General features: G+C 71.5%; 13 protein-coding genes and 1 pseudogene. 10 read left to right on the forward strand and 4 right to left on the reverse strand.

The annotated features are described in order from the left end of the window. Positions 1–260 precede the first annotated feature (260 nt). From ACZ499_RS20950 to ACZ499_RS20965, 4 genes are all read left to right on the forward strand, one after another. Entirely contained in the window at positions 261–2,750 is a 2,490-nt protein-coding gene (locus ACZ499_RS20950; protein ID WP_385550206.1) for a RelA/SpoT family protein, read from the forward strand. 92 nt (positions 2,751–2,842) lie between these two features. Next, on the forward strand, positions 2,843–4,204 hold the full coding sequence (locus ACZ499_RS20955) for a serine/threonine-protein kinase (protein WP_468676913.1): 1,362 nt from the start codon (positions 2,843–2,845) through the stop codon (positions 4,202–4,204). Positions 4,205–4,213: 9 nt separating this feature from the next. Next, positions 4,214–4,600: an effector-associated constant component EACC1 gene (locus ACZ499_RS20960; RefSeq protein ID WP_468676916.1), complete on the forward strand. Its 387-nt coding sequence runs from the start codon at positions 4,214–4,216 to the stop codon at positions 4,598–4,600. Then, positions 4,581–5,732 (forward strand): caspase, EACC1-associated type, encoded by a 1,152-nt coding sequence (locus tag ACZ499_RS20965; RefSeq protein ID WP_468676917.1) that lies wholly within the window; start codon positions 4,581–4,583, stop codon positions 5,730–5,732. The genes ACZ499_RS20960 and ACZ499_RS20965 overlap by 20 nt, the downstream gene beginning before the upstream one ends. A 68-nt stretch (positions 5,733–5,800) precedes the next feature. On the opposite strand, the gene ACZ499_RS20970 is transcribed toward ACZ499_RS20965, so the two are convergent. Then, entirely contained in the window at positions 5,801–7,030 is a 1,230-nt protein-coding gene (locus ACZ499_RS20970; protein WP_468676919.1) for a DUF349 domain-containing protein, read from the reverse strand. 175 nt (positions 7,031–7,205) lie between these two features. After that, positions 7,206–7,997: a peptidylprolyl isomerase gene (locus ACZ499_RS20975; RefSeq protein ID WP_385540409.1), complete on the reverse strand. Its 792-nt coding sequence runs from the start codon at positions 7,995–7,997 to the stop codon at positions 7,206–7,208. Between the two features lie 149 nt (positions 7,998–8,146). Here ACZ499_RS20975 and ACZ499_RS20980 point away from each other — a divergent pair, with 149 nt between their 5' ends. The 4 genes from ACZ499_RS20980 to ACZ499_RS20995 all read left to right on the forward strand — a co-directional run bounded on the left by ACZ499_RS20980 (position 8,147) and on the right by ACZ499_RS20995 (position 12,379). Further along, on the forward strand, positions 8,147–8,857 hold the full coding sequence (locus ACZ499_RS20980) for an MBL fold metallo-hydrolase (protein WP_468408987.1): 711 nt from the start codon (positions 8,147–8,149) through the stop codon (positions 8,855–8,857). 14 nt (positions 8,858–8,871) lie between these two features. Continuing rightward, complete coding sequence (gene hisS / locus ACZ499_RS20985; protein WP_468408985.1) at positions 8,872–10,134, forward strand: histidine--tRNA ligase; 1,263 nt, start codon at positions 8,872–8,874, stop codon at positions 10,132–10,134. Positions 10,135–10,327: 193 nt separating this feature from the next. Continuing rightward, positions 10,328–10,960, forward strand: coding sequence for a vitamin K epoxide reductase family protein (locus ACZ499_RS20990; RefSeq protein WP_468676922.1), 633 nt, complete (start codon positions 10,328–10,330; stop codon positions 10,958–10,960). A gap of 66 nt (positions 10,961–11,026) precedes the next feature. Beyond that, the gene (locus ACZ499_RS20995; RefSeq protein WP_468408981.1) at positions 11,027–12,379 is read left to right on the forward strand and encodes a replication-associated recombination protein A; all 1,353 of its coding nucleotides are present in this window, start codon (positions 11,027–11,029) and stop codon (positions 12,377–12,379) included. A gap of 253 nt (positions 12,380–12,632) precedes the next feature. On the opposite strand, the gene ACZ499_RS21000 is transcribed toward ACZ499_RS20995, so the two are convergent. Then, positions 12,633–13,331: a DUF2470 domain-containing protein gene (locus ACZ499_RS21000; protein WP_468676924.1), complete on the reverse strand. Its 699-nt coding sequence runs from the start codon at positions 13,329–13,331 to the stop codon at positions 12,633–12,635. A 243-nt stretch (positions 13,332–13,574) separates the two neighbouring features. Between ACZ499_RS21000 and rpsD the strand changes: the two genes are divergently transcribed. Then, entirely contained in the window at positions 13,575–14,189 is a 615-nt protein-coding gene (gene rpsD / locus ACZ499_RS21005) for a 30S ribosomal protein S4 (RefSeq protein WP_385540480.1), read from the forward strand. A gap of 558 nt (positions 14,190–14,747) precedes the next feature. Here the strand turns inward: rpsD and ACZ499_RS21010 are convergent. Beyond that, a pseudogene (locus ACZ499_RS21010) lies at positions 14,748–15,530 on the reverse strand (ATP-binding protein); the annotation flags it as partial. Positions 15,531–15,691: 161 nt separating this feature from the next. Between ACZ499_RS21010 and ACZ499_RS21015 the strand changes: the two are divergent. After that, positions 15,692–16,114 (forward strand): DUF948 domain-containing protein, encoded by a 423-nt coding sequence (locus tag ACZ499_RS21015; RefSeq protein ID WP_079125788.1) that lies wholly within the window; start codon positions 15,692–15,694, stop codon positions 16,112–16,114. The last annotated feature ends 3 nt before the right edge of the window (positions 16,115–16,117 follow it).

Below are 16,117 nucleotides of genomic sequence, written 5' to 3' on the forward strand. Positions count from 1 at the left end.
GGGGGAGGGACCGGTGAGAACCCTTTGTGGGGGGGGTGGGGGGGGGTGCCCCTAGCCGCGGGGGGGGGGGGGGGGAGAGGGGGGGGGGGGGGGGGGGCCCCCCCCCCCCCCCCCCCTCCTGCGTTTACCGGGTACAGCCCGTCACACCCGCCCGACACGAACCGGCCGCCCAGGATCGATACCATGGGCTTTCCGGGCCTGACCGGGGGACCCGGATCCTCCCCCAAACTTCGTCCGGGGGGACCCCCAGAGGAGCGCTCTTGCCAGACGAGGCCCAGCCACTCTCCGCCGAGCGGCCCGACCAGCAGGCCGAGCAGGCCACGGCGGCCCCCGCCGCGCCCGAGCAGCCGGCGGCGGAGTCCGAGCCGAGCGCGCCGCAGCCGCCCCAGCGGCCCCTCGCGGCGGCCCCGGCCGCCAAGCCCACGCCCCCCGCGAGCCCGGTGGCCCGCTCCGGCGGCGGCTCCTCCAACCGCGTCCGCGCCCGGCTCGCCCGCCTCGGTGTGCAGCGCACCTCCGCGTACAACCCGGTCCTGGAGCCGCTGCTGCGGATAGTGCGCAGCAACGACCCGAAGATCGAGACCGCCACGCTGCGCCAGGTCGAGAATGCCTACCAGGTCGCCGAGCGCTGGCACCGCGGACAGAAGCGCAAGAGCGGCGACCCGTACATCACGCACCCGCTCGCCGTCACCACCATCCTGGCCGAGCTGGGCATGGACCCGGCGACCCTGATGGCCGGGCTGCTCCACGACACCGTCGAGGACACCGAGTACGGCCTGGACACCCTGCGCCGCGACTTCGGCGACCAGGTCGCCCTGCTCGTCGACGGCGTCACCAAGCTCGACCGGGTCCAGTTCGGCGACGCCGCGCAGGCCGAGACCGTGCGCAAGATGGTCGTCGCCATGGCCAAGGACCCGCGCGTCCTGGTCATCAAGCTCGCGGACCGCCTGCACAACATGCGCACCATGCGCTACCTCAAGCGGGAGAAGCAGGAGAAGAAGGCCCGCGAGACCCTGGAGATCTACGCTCCGCTGGCCCACCGCCTGGGCATGAACACCATCAAGTGGGAGCTGGAGGACCTCGCCTTCGCGATCCTCTACCCCAAGATGTACGACGAGATCGTACGGCTGGTGGCCGAGCGGGCGCCCAAGCGTGATGAGTACCTGGCCATAGTGACCGACGAGGTCCAGTCCGACCTGCGCGCGGCCCGGATCAAGGCCACGGTCACCGGCCGCCCGAAGCACTACTACTCCGTCTACCAGAAGATGATCGTCCGCGGCCGTGACTTCGCGGAGATCTACGACCTGGTGGGCATCCGCGTCCTGGTGGACACGGTCCGCGACTGCTACGCGGCGCTGGGCACCGTCCACGCCCGCTGGAACCCGGTTCCGGGGCGGTTCAAGGACTACATCGCGATGCCCAAGTTCAACATGTACCAGTCGCTGCACACGACGGTCATCGGCCCCAACGGCAAGCCGGTCGAGCTGCAGATCCGTACGTTCGACATGCACCGGCGCGCCGAGTACGGCATCGCCGCGCACTGGAAGTACAAGCAGGAGGCTGTCGCCGGCGCCTCCAAGGTGCGCACCGACGTACCGAAGAAGGCCGGCAAGGACGACCACATCAACGACATGGCGTGGCTGCGCCAGCTGCTCGACTGGCAGAAGGAGACCGAGGACCCCAGCGAGTTCCTGGAGTCCCTGCGCTTCGACCTGTCGCGCAACGAGGTCTTCGTCTTCACCCCCAAGGGTGATGTCATAGCGCTCCCGGCGGGCGCGACGCCGGTGGACTTCGCGTACGCGGTCCACACGGAGGTCGGCCACCGCACGATAGGCGCACGGGTCAACGGCCGCCTCGTCCCGCTCGAATCGACCCTGGACAACGGCGACTTGGTGGAGGTCTTCACCTCCAAGGCGGCCGGGGCCGGGCCCTCGCGCGACTGGCTGGGCTTCGTCAAGTCACCGCGGGCCCGCAACAAGATCCGCGGCTGGTTCTCCAAGGAGCGCCGCGACGAGGCGATCGAGCAGGGCAAGGACGCCATCGCGCGCGCCATGCGCAAGCAGAACCTGCCGATCCAGCGCATCCTCACCGGCGACTCCCTGGTCACCCTCGCGCACGAGATGCGCTACCCCGACATCTCGTCCCTGTACGCGGCGATCGGCGAGGGCCATGTGGCCGCGCAGGGCGTCGTGCAGAAGCTGGTGCAGGCGCTCGGCGGCGAGGAGGCGGCCAACGAGGACATCGCCGAGTCGGCGCCGCCCTCGCGCGGCCGCAGCAAGCGCCGGGCCAACGCCGACCCGGGCGTGGTCGTCAAGGGTGTCGACGACGTGTGGGTCAAGCTGGCCCGCTGCTGTACGCCCGTCCCCGGCGACCCGATCATCGGCTTCGTGACGCGCGGCAGCGGCGTCTCGGTGCACCGCGCGGACTGCGTCAACGTGGACTCGCTCTCGCAGCAGCCGGAGCGGATCCTCGAAGTCGAGTGGGCGCCCACCCAGTCGTCGGTGTTCCTGGTCGCCATCCAGGTGGAGGCACTGGACCGCTCGCGCCTCCTGTCCGACGTCACACGGGTCCTCTCCGACCAGCACGTCAACATCCTCTCGGCGGCGGTCCAGACCTCCCGCGACCGGGTGGCCACCTCCCGCTTCACCTTCGAAATGGGCGACCCGAAGCACCTCGGGCACGTACTGAAGGCGGTGCGCGGAGTGGAGGGCGTGTACGACGTCTACCGGGTGACGTCGGCGCGCAGGCCCTGACCCCTCTACGGCGTCCGCCCCGGATCGTCCAATCAGCTTGCGGTGCAGGCCAGTTGGGCGAATGATCGGGGCGGGCGGCAGTGGGGGGTGAGATGGCGGAGCCAACCTTGATCGGCGGGCGCTTCGAGGTGCTGCGGCGCCTGGGAGCCGGCGGCATGGGCGAGGTCTACGAGGCGCTGGACACGGCACTCGACCGCCGGGTCGCCGTCAAGCTCATCCGCTCCGCGCTCCTGTCCGACGAGTCCGGCGCGCGGTTCGCGCGGGAGGCGCGGGCGCTGGCCAGGATCGACCACCCCAATGTCGTCACGGTGTACGAGGCGGGGGTGCAGGACGACGTCCCCTACCTGGTCATGGAGCTGCTGGAGGGGGTGGGCCTCCAGGACCTGCTCAGGGAGCGCGGGCCGCAGGACGAGGCGACGGTACGCGCGGTGGCCGCCGGGGTCTGCCGGGCACTCGCGGCCGTGCACGAGGCCGACATGGTGCACCGGGACGTCAAGCCCAGCAACATCCAGCTCACCAGGACGGGCCGGGTGGCCCTGCACGACTTCGGCATCGCGCAGCAGCACGACTCCACGGCGGTCACCCGCACCGGCCTCGTCGTCGGCACCCCCGCCTATCTGGCGCCCGAGCAGCTCCTGGGACTGCCGTCCGGACAGCAGTCCGACATGTACGCCCTGGGCAGCTGCGTCTACGAGATGCTGACCGGCGCTCCGCCGTTCGCGGCGGAGTCGGTGCACGCCCTCATGTTCCGGATCACCCAGGAGCCGGCCCCGCCTCTGCACGGCAGCCCCGGGATCCCGGACGACCTCGCGGATCTGGTCGCGGCGCTGCTGCAGAAGGAACCGGCCAAGCGGCCCACCGCGCAGACGGCGATCTTCCGGCTCCACTGCCCTCCGGACGCCGACGAACTGGTCGCGGAGGCGGTCACGGGGGAGCTGCGCCAGCGGGCCGTCGAGAATTTCGCCTCGCCCGCCCCCGAAGCCCGGTCCGTCACCGCCCCGGTGCCCCCGGAGCTGCAGGCGGCCGCCCGGACCTCCGTACCGAAGGAGGGGCGGGAGTCGCGGGAGGAACCCTCCTGGCAGCTGCCGCAGCCCGACGAGCCGCTCGCCCTCAGCCGCAGCACCCGCAGCCAGATCCTGCTGGCCATGTCGCCGGAGGCCGCCGAGGCCCGCCAGCGTGAAGCCGTCAACCTCGTGCTGCGGGGCTCACTCGAAGAGGCCGTGCAGCTCCTCTCGGTGGTCGCCGAGGTGTGGCGCACCATCTACGGCCCCGACCACCCCGCCACCCTTACCTGCAACTACTGGCAGGGAGTCTGCCTCGCCCGGCTCGGGGCCGCAGGGGAGGCGGTCGCCAAGTTCTCGACCGTGTCCACCGCGGCCCACCGCGCCCTCACCCAGCACAAGCTCGCCCGGATCGCCTCGGGCGCCGAACCGAATCCTTCCGACGAAAGGTGATGAGGGCCAGTGACGCAGATCGAGGTCCGGGTGACCGGCGGGGCCGACTCCGAGGAAGAGCTGCGCTCCCTGCTGCGCTGGCTCAAGGCGGACGACGGCATCGGGCGCGGTGTGCACGGGGTGCTCGCCGGCTCCGAGCCCGCCCGCCCCGACCACCTGGGCGTGCTGCTCGATCTCATCTCGCTCAGTGTGAGCGGCGGCCTCTCCGCCGCGCAGCTCTCCCTGGCCATCGACCAGTGGCGTGCGGGCCGGCGCGGCGCCCGCCGGGTCACGCTGCGCAGGGGCGGGTGGGAGATCGAGGTGGACGGCGCGGACGCGCAGACCGTACGGGACATCGCCGGGCTGCTGAGGGAGCCCGCGGACGAGGAGCAGGGCGATGTCGGCGGGCCTGCCTGACCCCTCCGCGTCGGCGGCCGTCCTGATCGGCACGTCCAGCTATCTGCACCTGCCCCAGCTGCCGGCCGTCGAGACCAACATCGCGGACCTGTCGAAGATCCTCCAGGATCCGACCGTGTGGGGGCTGCCCGGCGGGAACACCCTGACGGTGGCCGACCCCGGGACCCCGGCCGCCTTCCTCGACCCCGTGTACGCGGCGGGCGAGCGGGCCGAGGACACCCTGTTCGTCTACTACTGCGGCCACGGCCTGCGCGACTCCGACTCCGCCGACCTCTATGTCGCCCTCACCGGCTCGCGCGAGAGCTCCGGCTACACGGCGGTCGAGTACCGGCATCTGCGCGCCGCGATCCTCGCCTCCCCGGCCCGCCGCAAGATCGTCGTACTCGACTGCTGCTTCAGCGGGCGTGCCGCCCGCACCCTCAGCAGTCCGGGCGCCCTTGCCGCACAGGCCGGGATCCAGGGCGCCTATGTGCTGACCGCCTCGCCCAAGGACCATGTCGCCCTCGCGCCGGAAGGGGAGCGGCACACCGCGTTCACCGGTGAGCTGCTGCACGTCCTCGACAACGGGCTCCCCGAGGCCCCCGACACCCTGGACCTGGAAACACTGTTCCGCGCGGTCGACGCCCGGCTCGGCGCGAGGAACCGGCCGCGTCCGCAGCGCAGCCAGGAGAACGACGTCGGCCGGCTCCCGCTGGTGCGCAACCGCGCGAAGGCGTCGCCCAGCGCCCCGGCCGGGCCGGTCATCGACGCCGACGTCGAGGCCGCGATGGTCTCCTCCGGGCTCCAACTGGCCCGGCTGCTCAGATCGGTGGGCCGCGGCAGGGACGCCCTGCCGGTGCTCCGCATGATCCTCCAGAACAGCGTGCCCGACGCCGACGGCGACACCATCACCGTGCACCTGGAGCTCGCCGAACTGCTCACCGAGACCGGCCAGGACCAGCAGGCCATCCAGGTCCTGGAGAGCGCCTTCCACCAGACGCACAAGCGGTTCGGCCCGGAAGCCGTCACCGTCTCCCGGCGCCTGTCCGAACTGCTCCAGACCGCCGGCAACCACAGCCAGGCCTGCGAGGTGCTGCGCCACGCGCTGGACAGCCTGGAGCGCGCCACCCGGCAGCCGGGTGCCACAGCCTGAGCCGTGCACACGAAAGGGCCTCCCGTACGTCACGTACGGGAGGCCCTCTCGCTGGGGCGGCCAGTGGGTCAGCCGCCGAACTCCTCAAGGCCCTTCAGGGCCTGGTCCAGCAGCGCCTGACGGCCTTCGAGCTCCTTGGCGAGCTTGTCGGCCCTGGCGTTGTTGCCCGCCGCGCGCGCCGCGTCGATCTGGCCGCGCAGCTTGTCGACGGCGGCCTGGAGCTGGCCCGTCAGACCCGCGGCACGCGCGCGCGCCTCCGGGTTGCTGCGGCGCCACTCCGACTCCTCGGCCTCCTGCAGGGCCCGCTCCACGGCGTGCATCCGGCCCTCGACCTTCGGGCGGGCGTCGCGCGGCACGTGGCCGATGGCCTCCCAGCGCTCGTTGATGCCGCGGAAGGTGGCGCGGGCCGCCTTCAGGTCGGTCACCGGGACGAGCTTCTCGGCCTCGACGGCCAGGTCTTCCTTGAGCTTCAGGTTCTCGGTCTGCTCGGCGTCACGCTCCGCGAAGACCTCGCTGCGCGCGGCGAAGAAGACGTCCTGGGCGCCGCGGAAGCGGTTCCACAGCTCGTCCTCGGCCTCGCGCTGGGCGCGGCCCGCCGCCTTCCAGTCCGTCATCAGCTCGCGGTAGCGGGCGGCCGTGTTGGCCCAGTCCGTGGACGAGGACAGCGACTCGGCCTCGACGACCAGCTTCTCCTTGGCCTTGCGGGCCTCCTCGCGCTGCGCGTCGAGCGACGCGAAGTGCGCCTTGCGGCGCTTGGAGAACGCCGAGCGCGCGTGCGAGAAGCGGTGCCACAGCTCGTCGTCGGACTTCCGGTCGAGCCGCGGCAGGCCCTTCCAGGTGTCCACGAGAGCCCGCAGCCGCTCGCCGGCCGAGCGCCACTGCTCGCTCTGCGCCAGCTCCTCGGCCTCGGTGACCAGCGCCTCCTTGGCGTGCTTGGCCTCGTCGGTCTGCTTGGCCTTCTGGACCTTGCGCTCCTCGCGCCGCGAATCCACGGTCTCGACGAGCTTGTCGAGCCGCTTGCGAAGCGCTTCGAGGTCGCCCACCGCGTGGTGCTCGTCCACCTGAGTGCGCAGGTGCTCGATCGCGGTCTGGGCGTCCTTCGCCGACAGGTCGGTGGTCTTCACCCGTCGTTCGAGGAGGCCGATCTCGACAACCAGGCCCTCGTATTTGCGCTCGAAGTAGGCCAGGGCCTCCTCGGGAGTCCCCGCCTGCCACGATCCGACGACGACTTCGCCCTCGGCTGTACGCACATACACGGTGCCCGTCTCGTCGACGCGGCCCCACGGGTCGCTGCTCACAGCGCCTCCTCCACATGATGCCTGCGCGAGGGGTTCGGCCCTCGTGGCATCGTCCACAGTTTCCGGGACGGGCCTCGCCCGCCCTCCACAACGCGATTCTCACCGCGCTGCACAACGCCAATCTAGGCGACCGGCCGCCCGGCTGTCCGCACTCAGCGCGGCCGAATTCCGCGGGTCAGTCCTTGTTGACGGCGGCCTTCGTGATGGTGACGGCCGTCTTCGGCGCGCCGTCCCCGGCACCGCCGGCCACCCCCGCCTTCGCCACCTCCTGCACGACCTTGAGCGCCGCGTCGTCCATCGTGCCGAACGGCGTGTAACTGGGCGGCAGTTTGGTGTCCTTGTAGACCAGGAAGAACTGGCTGCCGCCGGTGTGCGGCTGGCTGGTGTTGGCCATCGCGACCGTGCCCGCCGGGTACGTCACGGTGCCGTCCGCGCCCGCCTTGCCCAGGCCCGTCAGGTTCTCGTCGGGGATCGTGTAACCGGGGCCGCCGCTGCCGTCGCCCTTGGGGTCGCCGCACTGGAGCACGAAGATGCCCTGCGTGGTCAGCCGGTGACACTTCGTGTTGGTGAAGTAGCCCTTGTCGGCGAGGGACTTGAACGAGTTGACCGTGTGCGGGGTCTTCGCCGCCGCCATCTTGAACGCGATGTCACCGGCGCTGGTCTTCAGCGACATCGTGTACGACGCCTTCTGGTCGATCGCCATCTTCGGCTCCGGCGCGGAGTCCTTGCTCGCCGAGGGCGTCGGGGTCTCGGACGGTGCGGCGGCGTCCGACTTCTTCTTGTCGTCGTCGGAGGAGAAGGCTCCCGTGGCGAAGGCCGCCCCGCCCGCCGCGACGACCACCGCGAGGGCGGCGGCGATGACGGTGTTGCGGCGCTTGGACTTGCGACGGGCCTGTTCGCGGCGCTGCTGCTGACGCTCGAACTTCTCCCGGGCGAGCTGGCGCCGGCGCTGATCGCTGCTGACCACCGGTGGTCTCCTTGTGCGGTGTAGTGGAGTACGGACGCGTGTACGCGCGGACTGTGCCCGTACCGTATATGGGTTCGCTGTGACAGGAGCAGCGCCGGTAGGCTCTGAACAGCCGCAATCACCCGTCGTACGAGAAATTGAGGACGATCGTGCTCATTGCCGGGTTCCCCGCCGGGGCCTGGGGCACCAACTGCTATCTGGTCGCCCCCGCCGCAGGCGAGGAGTGCGTGATCATCGACCCGGGCCACCAGGCCGCCCAGGGAGTCGAGGACGCGCTCAGGAAGCATCGGCTCAAGCCCGTCGCCGTCGTCCTCACCCACGGCCACATCGACCACTGCGCCTCGGTCGTCCCGGTGTGCGGGGCCCACGACGTGCCCGCCTGGATCCACCCCTCGGACCGGTACATGATGAGCGACCCGGAGAAGGCGCTCGGCCGCTCCTTCGGCGCGCAGATCATGGGCGAGCTGACCATCGGCGAACCGGACGACGTCAAGGAGCTGACGGACGGCGCGGCGCTGAAGCTGGCCGGCATGGAGCTCACCGTGTCGCACGCGCCCGGCCATACCAAGGGGTCGGTGACGTTCGGGCTGCCCGAGGCGGAGGACATCCCTCCGATCCTGTTCTCGGGCGACCTGCTCTTCGCCGGCTCCGTCGGACGCACCGACCTGCCCGGCGGCAGCCACGCCGAGCTCCTCGAGTCGCTGGGCCGTGTGTGCCTGCCGCTCGACGACTCGACCGTGGTGCTGTCCGGCCACGGCTCCCAGACCACCATCGGCCAGGAGCGCGCCACCAACCCGTATCTGCGGCAGGTGGCCGCCGGCCCGGGAGAGGGCATCGCCTCTCCCCGACGAGGAATGTGACGAGAAGCTTCCCCATGAGTACCTTCCAGGCCCCCAAGGGCACGTACGACCTGCTGCCCCCGGCCAGCGCCACCTACCTGGCCGTCCGCGAGGCGATCGCGGCGCCCCTGCGCAACTCCGGCTACGGGTACGTCGAGACCCCGGGCTTCGAGAACGTCGAGCTCTTCGCGCGCGGTGTCGGCGAGTCCACCGACATCGTGACCAAGGAGATGTACGCCTTCGAGACCAAGGGCGGCGACAGGCTGGCGCTGCGCCCCGAGGGCACCGCGTCCGTGCTGCGCGCGGCCCTGGAGGGCAATCTGCACAAGGCCGGCAACCTGCCCGTCAAGCTCTGGTACTCGGGCTCGTACTACCGCTACGAGCGCCCCCAGAAGGGCCGCTACAGGCACTTCTCGCAGGTCGGCGCCGAGGCGATCGGCGCCGAGGACCCGGCGCTCGACGCCGAGTTGATCATCCTGGCGAACGACGCGTACCGCTCGCTGGGGCTGCGGAACTTCCGCATCCTGCTGAACTCGCTGGGCGACCAGGAGTGCCGGCCGGTCTACCGGGCCGCGCTCCAGGACTTCCTGCGCGGCCTCGACCTCGACGAGGACACCCTGCGCCGGGCCGAGATCAACCCGCTGCGGGTGCTCGACGACAAGCGCGACGCGGTGCAGGCGCAGCTGGTGGGGGCGCCGCTGCTGCGCGACTACCTGTGCGACGCGTGCAAGGCGTACCACGAGGAGGTGCGCGAGCTCCTGAACGCCGAGGGCGTCGCCTACGAGGACGACCCCAAGCTGGTGCGCGGCCTCGACTACTACACCCGCACGACCTTCGAGTTTGTCCACGACGGTCTGGGCTCGCAGTCCGCGGTCGGCGGCGGCGGCCGCTACGACGGCCTCTCCGAGATGATCGGCGGCCCCGCGCTGCCGTCGGTGGGCTGGGCGCTGGGCGTCGACCGTACGGTCCTGGCGCTGGAGGCCGAGGGCGTCACCCTCGACATCCCCTCCGCGACCAGCGTGTTCGCGGTGCCGCTCGGCGAGGAGGCGCGCCGGGTGCTGTTCCGCGTGGTCACCGAGCTGCGCCGGACCGGGGTCGCGACGGACTTCAGCTACGGCGGCAAGGGCCTCAAGGGCGCCATGAAGAACGCCAACCGCTCCGGCGCCCGCCTCACCATCGTCGCGGGCGAGCGGGACCTGGCCGAGGGCGTGGTCCAGCTCAAGGACATGGAGTCCGGCGACCAGGTGGCGGTCCCCGTCGCGGAGGTCGTCGAGGCCGTGCGCGCGCGCCTGGTCTGACGGCCTGGTCAACTCCGTACGTACGGCGTCGTCCTGATGGATGACGCCGATGCCGAAGTGCCAAGTCCGGTCGTCGCGGGCCGGACTTGGCGCGGCGGAAGTCGCCGTCCTTATCTCCATCGAACGGTGGCCGGGCCACGGATTGCGGCACAATGGCCCCTGCCCAGCAGCCACGGAATGACGGAACGGCGATATGACCACAACAGTTGACGACGTCTCCTCCGGCCAGGAGCAGGTGAGCACCAAGGGCACCCTCGGCGGCAGCCGCGCGTTCGCATGGCTCCTGGTGATCACGGGGGCCGCCGGACTGCTCGCGGCCTGGGTCATCACCATCGACAAGTTCAAGCTGCTCGAAGACCCGAACTTCACGCCGGGCTGCAGCCTCAACCCGGTGGTCTCCTGCGGCAACATCATGAAGAGCGACCAGGCCTCGGCGTTCGGCTTCCCGAACCCGATGCTGGGTCTGGTGGCGTACGGGATCGTGATCGCGGTCGGCATGAGCCTGCTGGCGGGCGCGCGCTTCCGCCGCTGGTACTGGCTGACCCTCAACGCGGGCACGCTCTTCGGCGTCGGGTTCTGCACCTGGCTGCAGTTCCAGTCGCTGTACCGGATCAACGCGCTCTGCCTGTGGTGCAGCCTGGCGTGGGTCGCCACGATCTTCATGTTCTGGTACGTGACCTCGCACAACATCCGGCGCGGCCTGCTGCCGGCGCCGGGCTGGCTGAAGTCGTTCCTGTCGGAGTTCACCTGGGTCCTGCCCGTGGTGCACGTCGGGATCATCGGGATGCTGATCCTGACGCGCTGGTGGGACTTCTGGACGAGCTGAGCAGCTGACGGGCGCCGGGGCACCGGGCCGGGGGCGTTGTCAGTGGGGTGACATAGGGTTCTTGATGTGGAGCCCGACCTGTTCACCGCAGCCGCAGAGGACCGCCAGGAGAAAGACCCGGCGGGCAGCCCTCTGGCCGTCCGGATGCGCCCGCGCACCCTCGACGAAGTGGTCGGGCAGCAGCACCTGCTCAAGCCCGGCTCGCCGTTGCGGCGCCTGGTGGGGGAGGGGAGCGGCGGCCCCGCCGGGCCCTCCTCCGTGATCCTGTGGGGCCCGCCGGGCACCGGCAAGACGACCCTGGCGTACGTGGTGTCGAAGGCGACCAACAAGCGCTTCGTCGAGCTCTCCGCGATCACCGCGGGCGTCAAGGAAGTGCGGGCCGTGATCGAGGGGGCCCGCCGGGCCATCGGCGGCTTCGGCAAGGAGACCGTCCTCTTCCTCGACGAGATCCACCGCTTCTCCAAGGCCCAGCAGGACTCATTGCTCCCGGCGGTGGAGAACCGCTGGGTGACGCTGATCGCGGCGACGACGGAGAACCCGTACTTCTCGGTGATCTCCCCGCTGCTCTCCCGCTCCCTGCTGCTGACCCTGGAGCCGCTCACCGACGACGACCTGCGCGCCCTGCTGCGCCGGGCGGTCGGGGAGGAGCGCGGGCTCGGCGGGGCGGTGACGCTGGCCGAGGACGCCGAGGCGCATCTGCTGCGGATCGCGGGCGGCGACGCCCGCCGCGCGCTGACCGCCCTGGAGGCGGCGGCGGGCTCGGCTCTGGCCAAGGAGGAGCCCGAGGTCACGCTCCAGACGGTCGAGGAGACGGTCGACCGGGCGGCGGTGAAGTACGACAAGGACGGCGACCAGCATTACGACGTGGCGAGCGCCCTGATCAAGTCCATCCGCGGCTCGGACGTGGACGCGGCGCTGCACTATCTGGCCCGGATGATCGAGGCGGGCGAGGACCCGCGGTTCATCGCGCGCCGCCTGATGATCTCGGCGAGTGAGGACATCGGCCTCGCGGACCCGACGGCGCTGCCGACGGCCGTCGCCGCCGCTCAGGCCGTCGCCATGATCGGCTTCCCCGAGGCGGCCCTCACGCTCAGCCACGCCACCATCGCCCTGGCGCTCGCCCCGAAGTCGAACGCGGCGACGAACGCGATCTTCGCCGCGATGGAGGATGTACGGAAGGGCCTGGCCGGTCCCGTCCCGCCGCACTTGCGCGACGGCCACTACAAGGGCGCGGCCAAGCTCGGCCACGCCCAGGGGTATGTGTACCCGCACGACGTACCCGGCGCGATCGCGGCCCAGCAGTACGCACCGGACGCGGTGGCCGACAAGCGCTACTACGAGCCGACGCGCTACGGGGCGGAGGCGCGGTACGCGGACGTGGTGGAGAAGGTCCGCGAGAGGCTGGGCCGGGGGGAGTAGCGGCCCAGGCCCAGGCCCTCAGGCCCAGGCCCTCAGGCCCAGGCCCTCAGGCCCAGGCCCTCAGGCCCAGGCCCTCAGGCCCAGGCCCTCAGGCTCAGGCTTCAGGCCCAGGCCCTCAGGCTCAGGCTTCAGGCCCAGGCTTCAGGCCCAGGCCCTCAGGCTTCTGGCCCAGGCCCAGGCCCTCAGGCCCCAGGCGCCCTGCCCCGCTGGGCCGCCCTCCGGCACTCGACACCCGCCCCCACGGACCCGCCGCTCAGTCCGTCGCCGCCTCGAAAAGCCGCCGCATGGCCCGGCGCAGCTGGGCGAGGTCCGCCACCGGCTCCGGGAACTCGAAGCGCGCGTCGCAGCAGGACCCGCCGGTGTCCTGGAAGCGGACCCGCAGACCGAACCGGTCGAGCGCCAGCGGCGTGACCGATCTCATCCCCCGGTCCCCCTCGCGTCCCTCCCGGCCCACCAGCCCGCACAGCGACCGCATCTGCTCCCCGTGGTGGGCGTGCAGATGCTGGAGCAGCTCCGTCTCGTCCCGGGTCAGCGGATCGGGCAGGGCGGCCGCGAACTCCTCGGGCTCCACCGCGCTCGCGCCCCACAGGTCGTCCACGTACGCCTCGTTCACCTCCAGGCGCAGCGTCATGCTGCCGGGCGGGGCCAGGCCGGGGACGCGGGTGAGCCAGCCGGTGATCCAGGCGCGGCCCCGGATACGGTGGGGGACGGAGACCGGCGCCACATCGGTGATCTCCAGGACGGCCGACAGCTCGTCGTCCTGGGCGTGCGTGGCGGCCCGTACGGCGGGGGAGTCGGCGGGGAAGAGCAGGAACAGGTCGCCCTCGGGCCCCACGTTCCGCAGCCGGGGCTCCAGCTGCTCCGGGCGGGCGCCGTCAAGGCCGGTGATGAGCAGCGCCGACGAGCAGGTACTATGTACGAGAGTTCGTGTGCGCTCGGCTGCTGACGGCATCCGTGCGATCTCAAGTCCGCTGGGACGCGGCTGACCACGATCTGATCGGACCTCCGTCACGTGACCGGCGCCATGATGCGCGCCGGTACCGGCCCCGTCTTGCGGGCCGGTGGAGTCGACCCCCTGCGCGGGGTCGGCCTTCTTCGTGCTGTCCGTGATGTGACTGGTGTTCCCCGGACGAGACATACGATCTCCTTGAGTAAGGTGAGCCTAACCTAACCCAACCATGGAGGTTTGGAGAACGTGCCTAACCAGTCGCGTCCCAAGGTCAAGAAGTCTCGTGCGCTCGGCATCGCGCTGACGCCGAAGGCCGTCAAGTACTTCGAGGCCCGTCCGTACCCGCCGGGCGAGCACGGCCGTGGCCGCAAGCAGAACTCGGACTACAAGGTCCGTCTGCTCGAGAAGCAGCGTCTGCGCGCGCAGTACGACATCTCTGAGCGTCAGATGGCGCGTGCCTACGACCGCGCCAAGAAGGCCGAGGGCAAGACGGGCGAGGCGCTGGTCGTCGAGCTCGAGCGCCGCCTCGACGCCCTGGTCCTGCGTTCGGGCATCGCCCGCACCATCTACCAGGCCCGCCAGATGGTCGTCCACGGCCACATCGAGGTCAACGGTGGCAAGGTCGACAAGCCGTCGTTCCGTGTCCGTCCGGACGACGTCATCACCGTCCGCGAGCGCAGCCGCGAGAAGCACCCCTTCCAGGTTGCCCGCGAGGGTGGCTACGCCGGTGAGGGCGAGACCCCGCGCTACCTCCAGGTGAACCTGAAGGCCCTGGCCTTCCGCATGGACCGTGACCCGAACCGCAAGGAAATCCCGGTCATCTGCGACGAGCAGCTCGTCGTCGAGTACTACGCCCGCTGATTCAGGCGCGGTATTCAGCGCTCCGCGCTCCGGCCCGCCGTCCCCTCGCTCCGCACGGAGCGGGAGGCGGCGGGCCCTCGCGTTTCCGGAGCCGGTGCGTCGCGGGCCGTTGGGCACCTCATGGGCCGTGTCGCCGGTACCCGCCAGCGCCCGGGCCACCGCCGCGTCCAGGCCGAGCCCGCGGCCCCGGGTCCGGAACGTCTCGTACGCCGGGTCGCCCAGCCACCCCCCGGGCCCGACGCTCGCACAGCATGTGCGCCGCGTTGAAGCACGCGGAGCCGAACGGCGGCAGCCCCACCGACGGCCAGATCCCCTCGGCCGCCCCTGCAGCACCGCCGCCTCCGCCGGATCGCCGCCGTCCACCGCGACCAGCGCCATCAGCTCCAGCGCGAGCACCGTGCCCAGCAGGTCGTGGAAGGCGTGGTCGATCACCAGGCACTCGGTGAGCAGCGCCCACGCCCGGCCCAGGTCCTGGGCGTGCCAGGCCGCGTACCCGAGGACGTACAGCGCGTACGCCCGGGCCCAGCGCTCGCCGTGGTCCGCGCAGACCTCCACCACCAGCAGTCGCCGGGCCGGGGTGCACAGCTCGTGGCTCCAGCCGATCGTGGTGCGCGGGGTCTGGTGGCGCGCGAGCACCCCGCGCCCGCCGCCCGTCAGCAGCCGGAACCGGTCGTCGAGGCGGCGCAGCACCTGCTCCACCGAGAGCGCGCCGAGCCGCCCGGCCGCCAGCTCCAGCGCGAGCGGGATCCCGTCGAGCCTTCGGCACAGCTCCAAAGTGGCCGCTGCCTGCTCGTCGGTGAGCGCGAAGCCGCCGCGTCCGGCGGCGGCCCGGTCGGCGAAGAGCGTCACCGCGTCCTCGTCGTCCATCGGCGCGAGCGCCGGCAGCGGCTCGCCGGCCAGGCGCAGCGGCAGCCGCCCGGCGGCGAGCACCCGCAGCCCGGGGGAGCGCCGCAGCAGTTCGCACACCAGCTCCGCGCAGGCGTCCGCGAGTTGTTCGAAACCGTCCAGGACCAGCAGCAGGCTGCGGTCGGCGAGGTGGTCCAGGAGTATGCGGCGGGGCGGGCGGCTGGTGTGGTCGGTGAGCCCGAGCGCCTCCATCACCGCGTGGCCGAGCAGCCCCGGGTCGGTGACCGTGGAGAGGTCGGCCGGCCAGACGCCGTCGCAGTAGCGTTCCCGCACCGCCGCGGCGGATGCGGCGCGCAGGGCGAGTCTGCTCTTCCCGACGCCGCCGACCCCGACCACGGTGGTCGGCCGCGATTCGGCCAGCAGCCCGTACAGCGCGGCCAGTTGACGTTCTCGTCCCACGAAGCGATTCAGCTCTGCGGGCAGCTGGGAGCGCATGGGGCACGCAGAGTACTCATGGGTCAACACTGCGTACAAGCGGCTTGGGGGACTCCGCCCGCGCGGGCCCCTAATGCGGTAGGGGGCAAGACCCTCGGCGCGATAGGGTCGGGAGACAACTTTTTCTTGTCCGACGGTCGATGCGCAGGGAGCGGTGCGAAGTGTCCGGTGGAGAGGTGGCCGGGATCCTGGTGGCCGTCTTCTGGGCGATCCTGGTGTCCTTCCTCGCCGTAGTCCTCGTGAGGCTGGCCCAGACGCTGAAGGCGACGACCAAGCTGGTGGCGGACGTGACCGAACAGGCCGTCCCGCTCCTCGCGGACGCCTCGACGGCGGTGCGCTCGGCGCAGACCCAGCTGGACCGGGTCGACGCGATCGCCTCGGACGTCCAGGAGGTCACCTCCAACGCCTCGGCGCTCTCCACCACGGTCGCCTCGACCTTCGGCGGCCCGCTGGTGAAGGTCGCGGCCTTCGGGTACGGCGTGCGCCGGGCCATCGGACGGAAAACCGGGCCCGCCGAGCCGCCTCGTACGGTGATCGTCGGGCGGACTCTGCCGTCCGCGCGGCGGAGCAAGCGAAAGGGCTGACGC

Source organism: Streptomyces sp. NPDC031265, assembly GCF_055570295.1.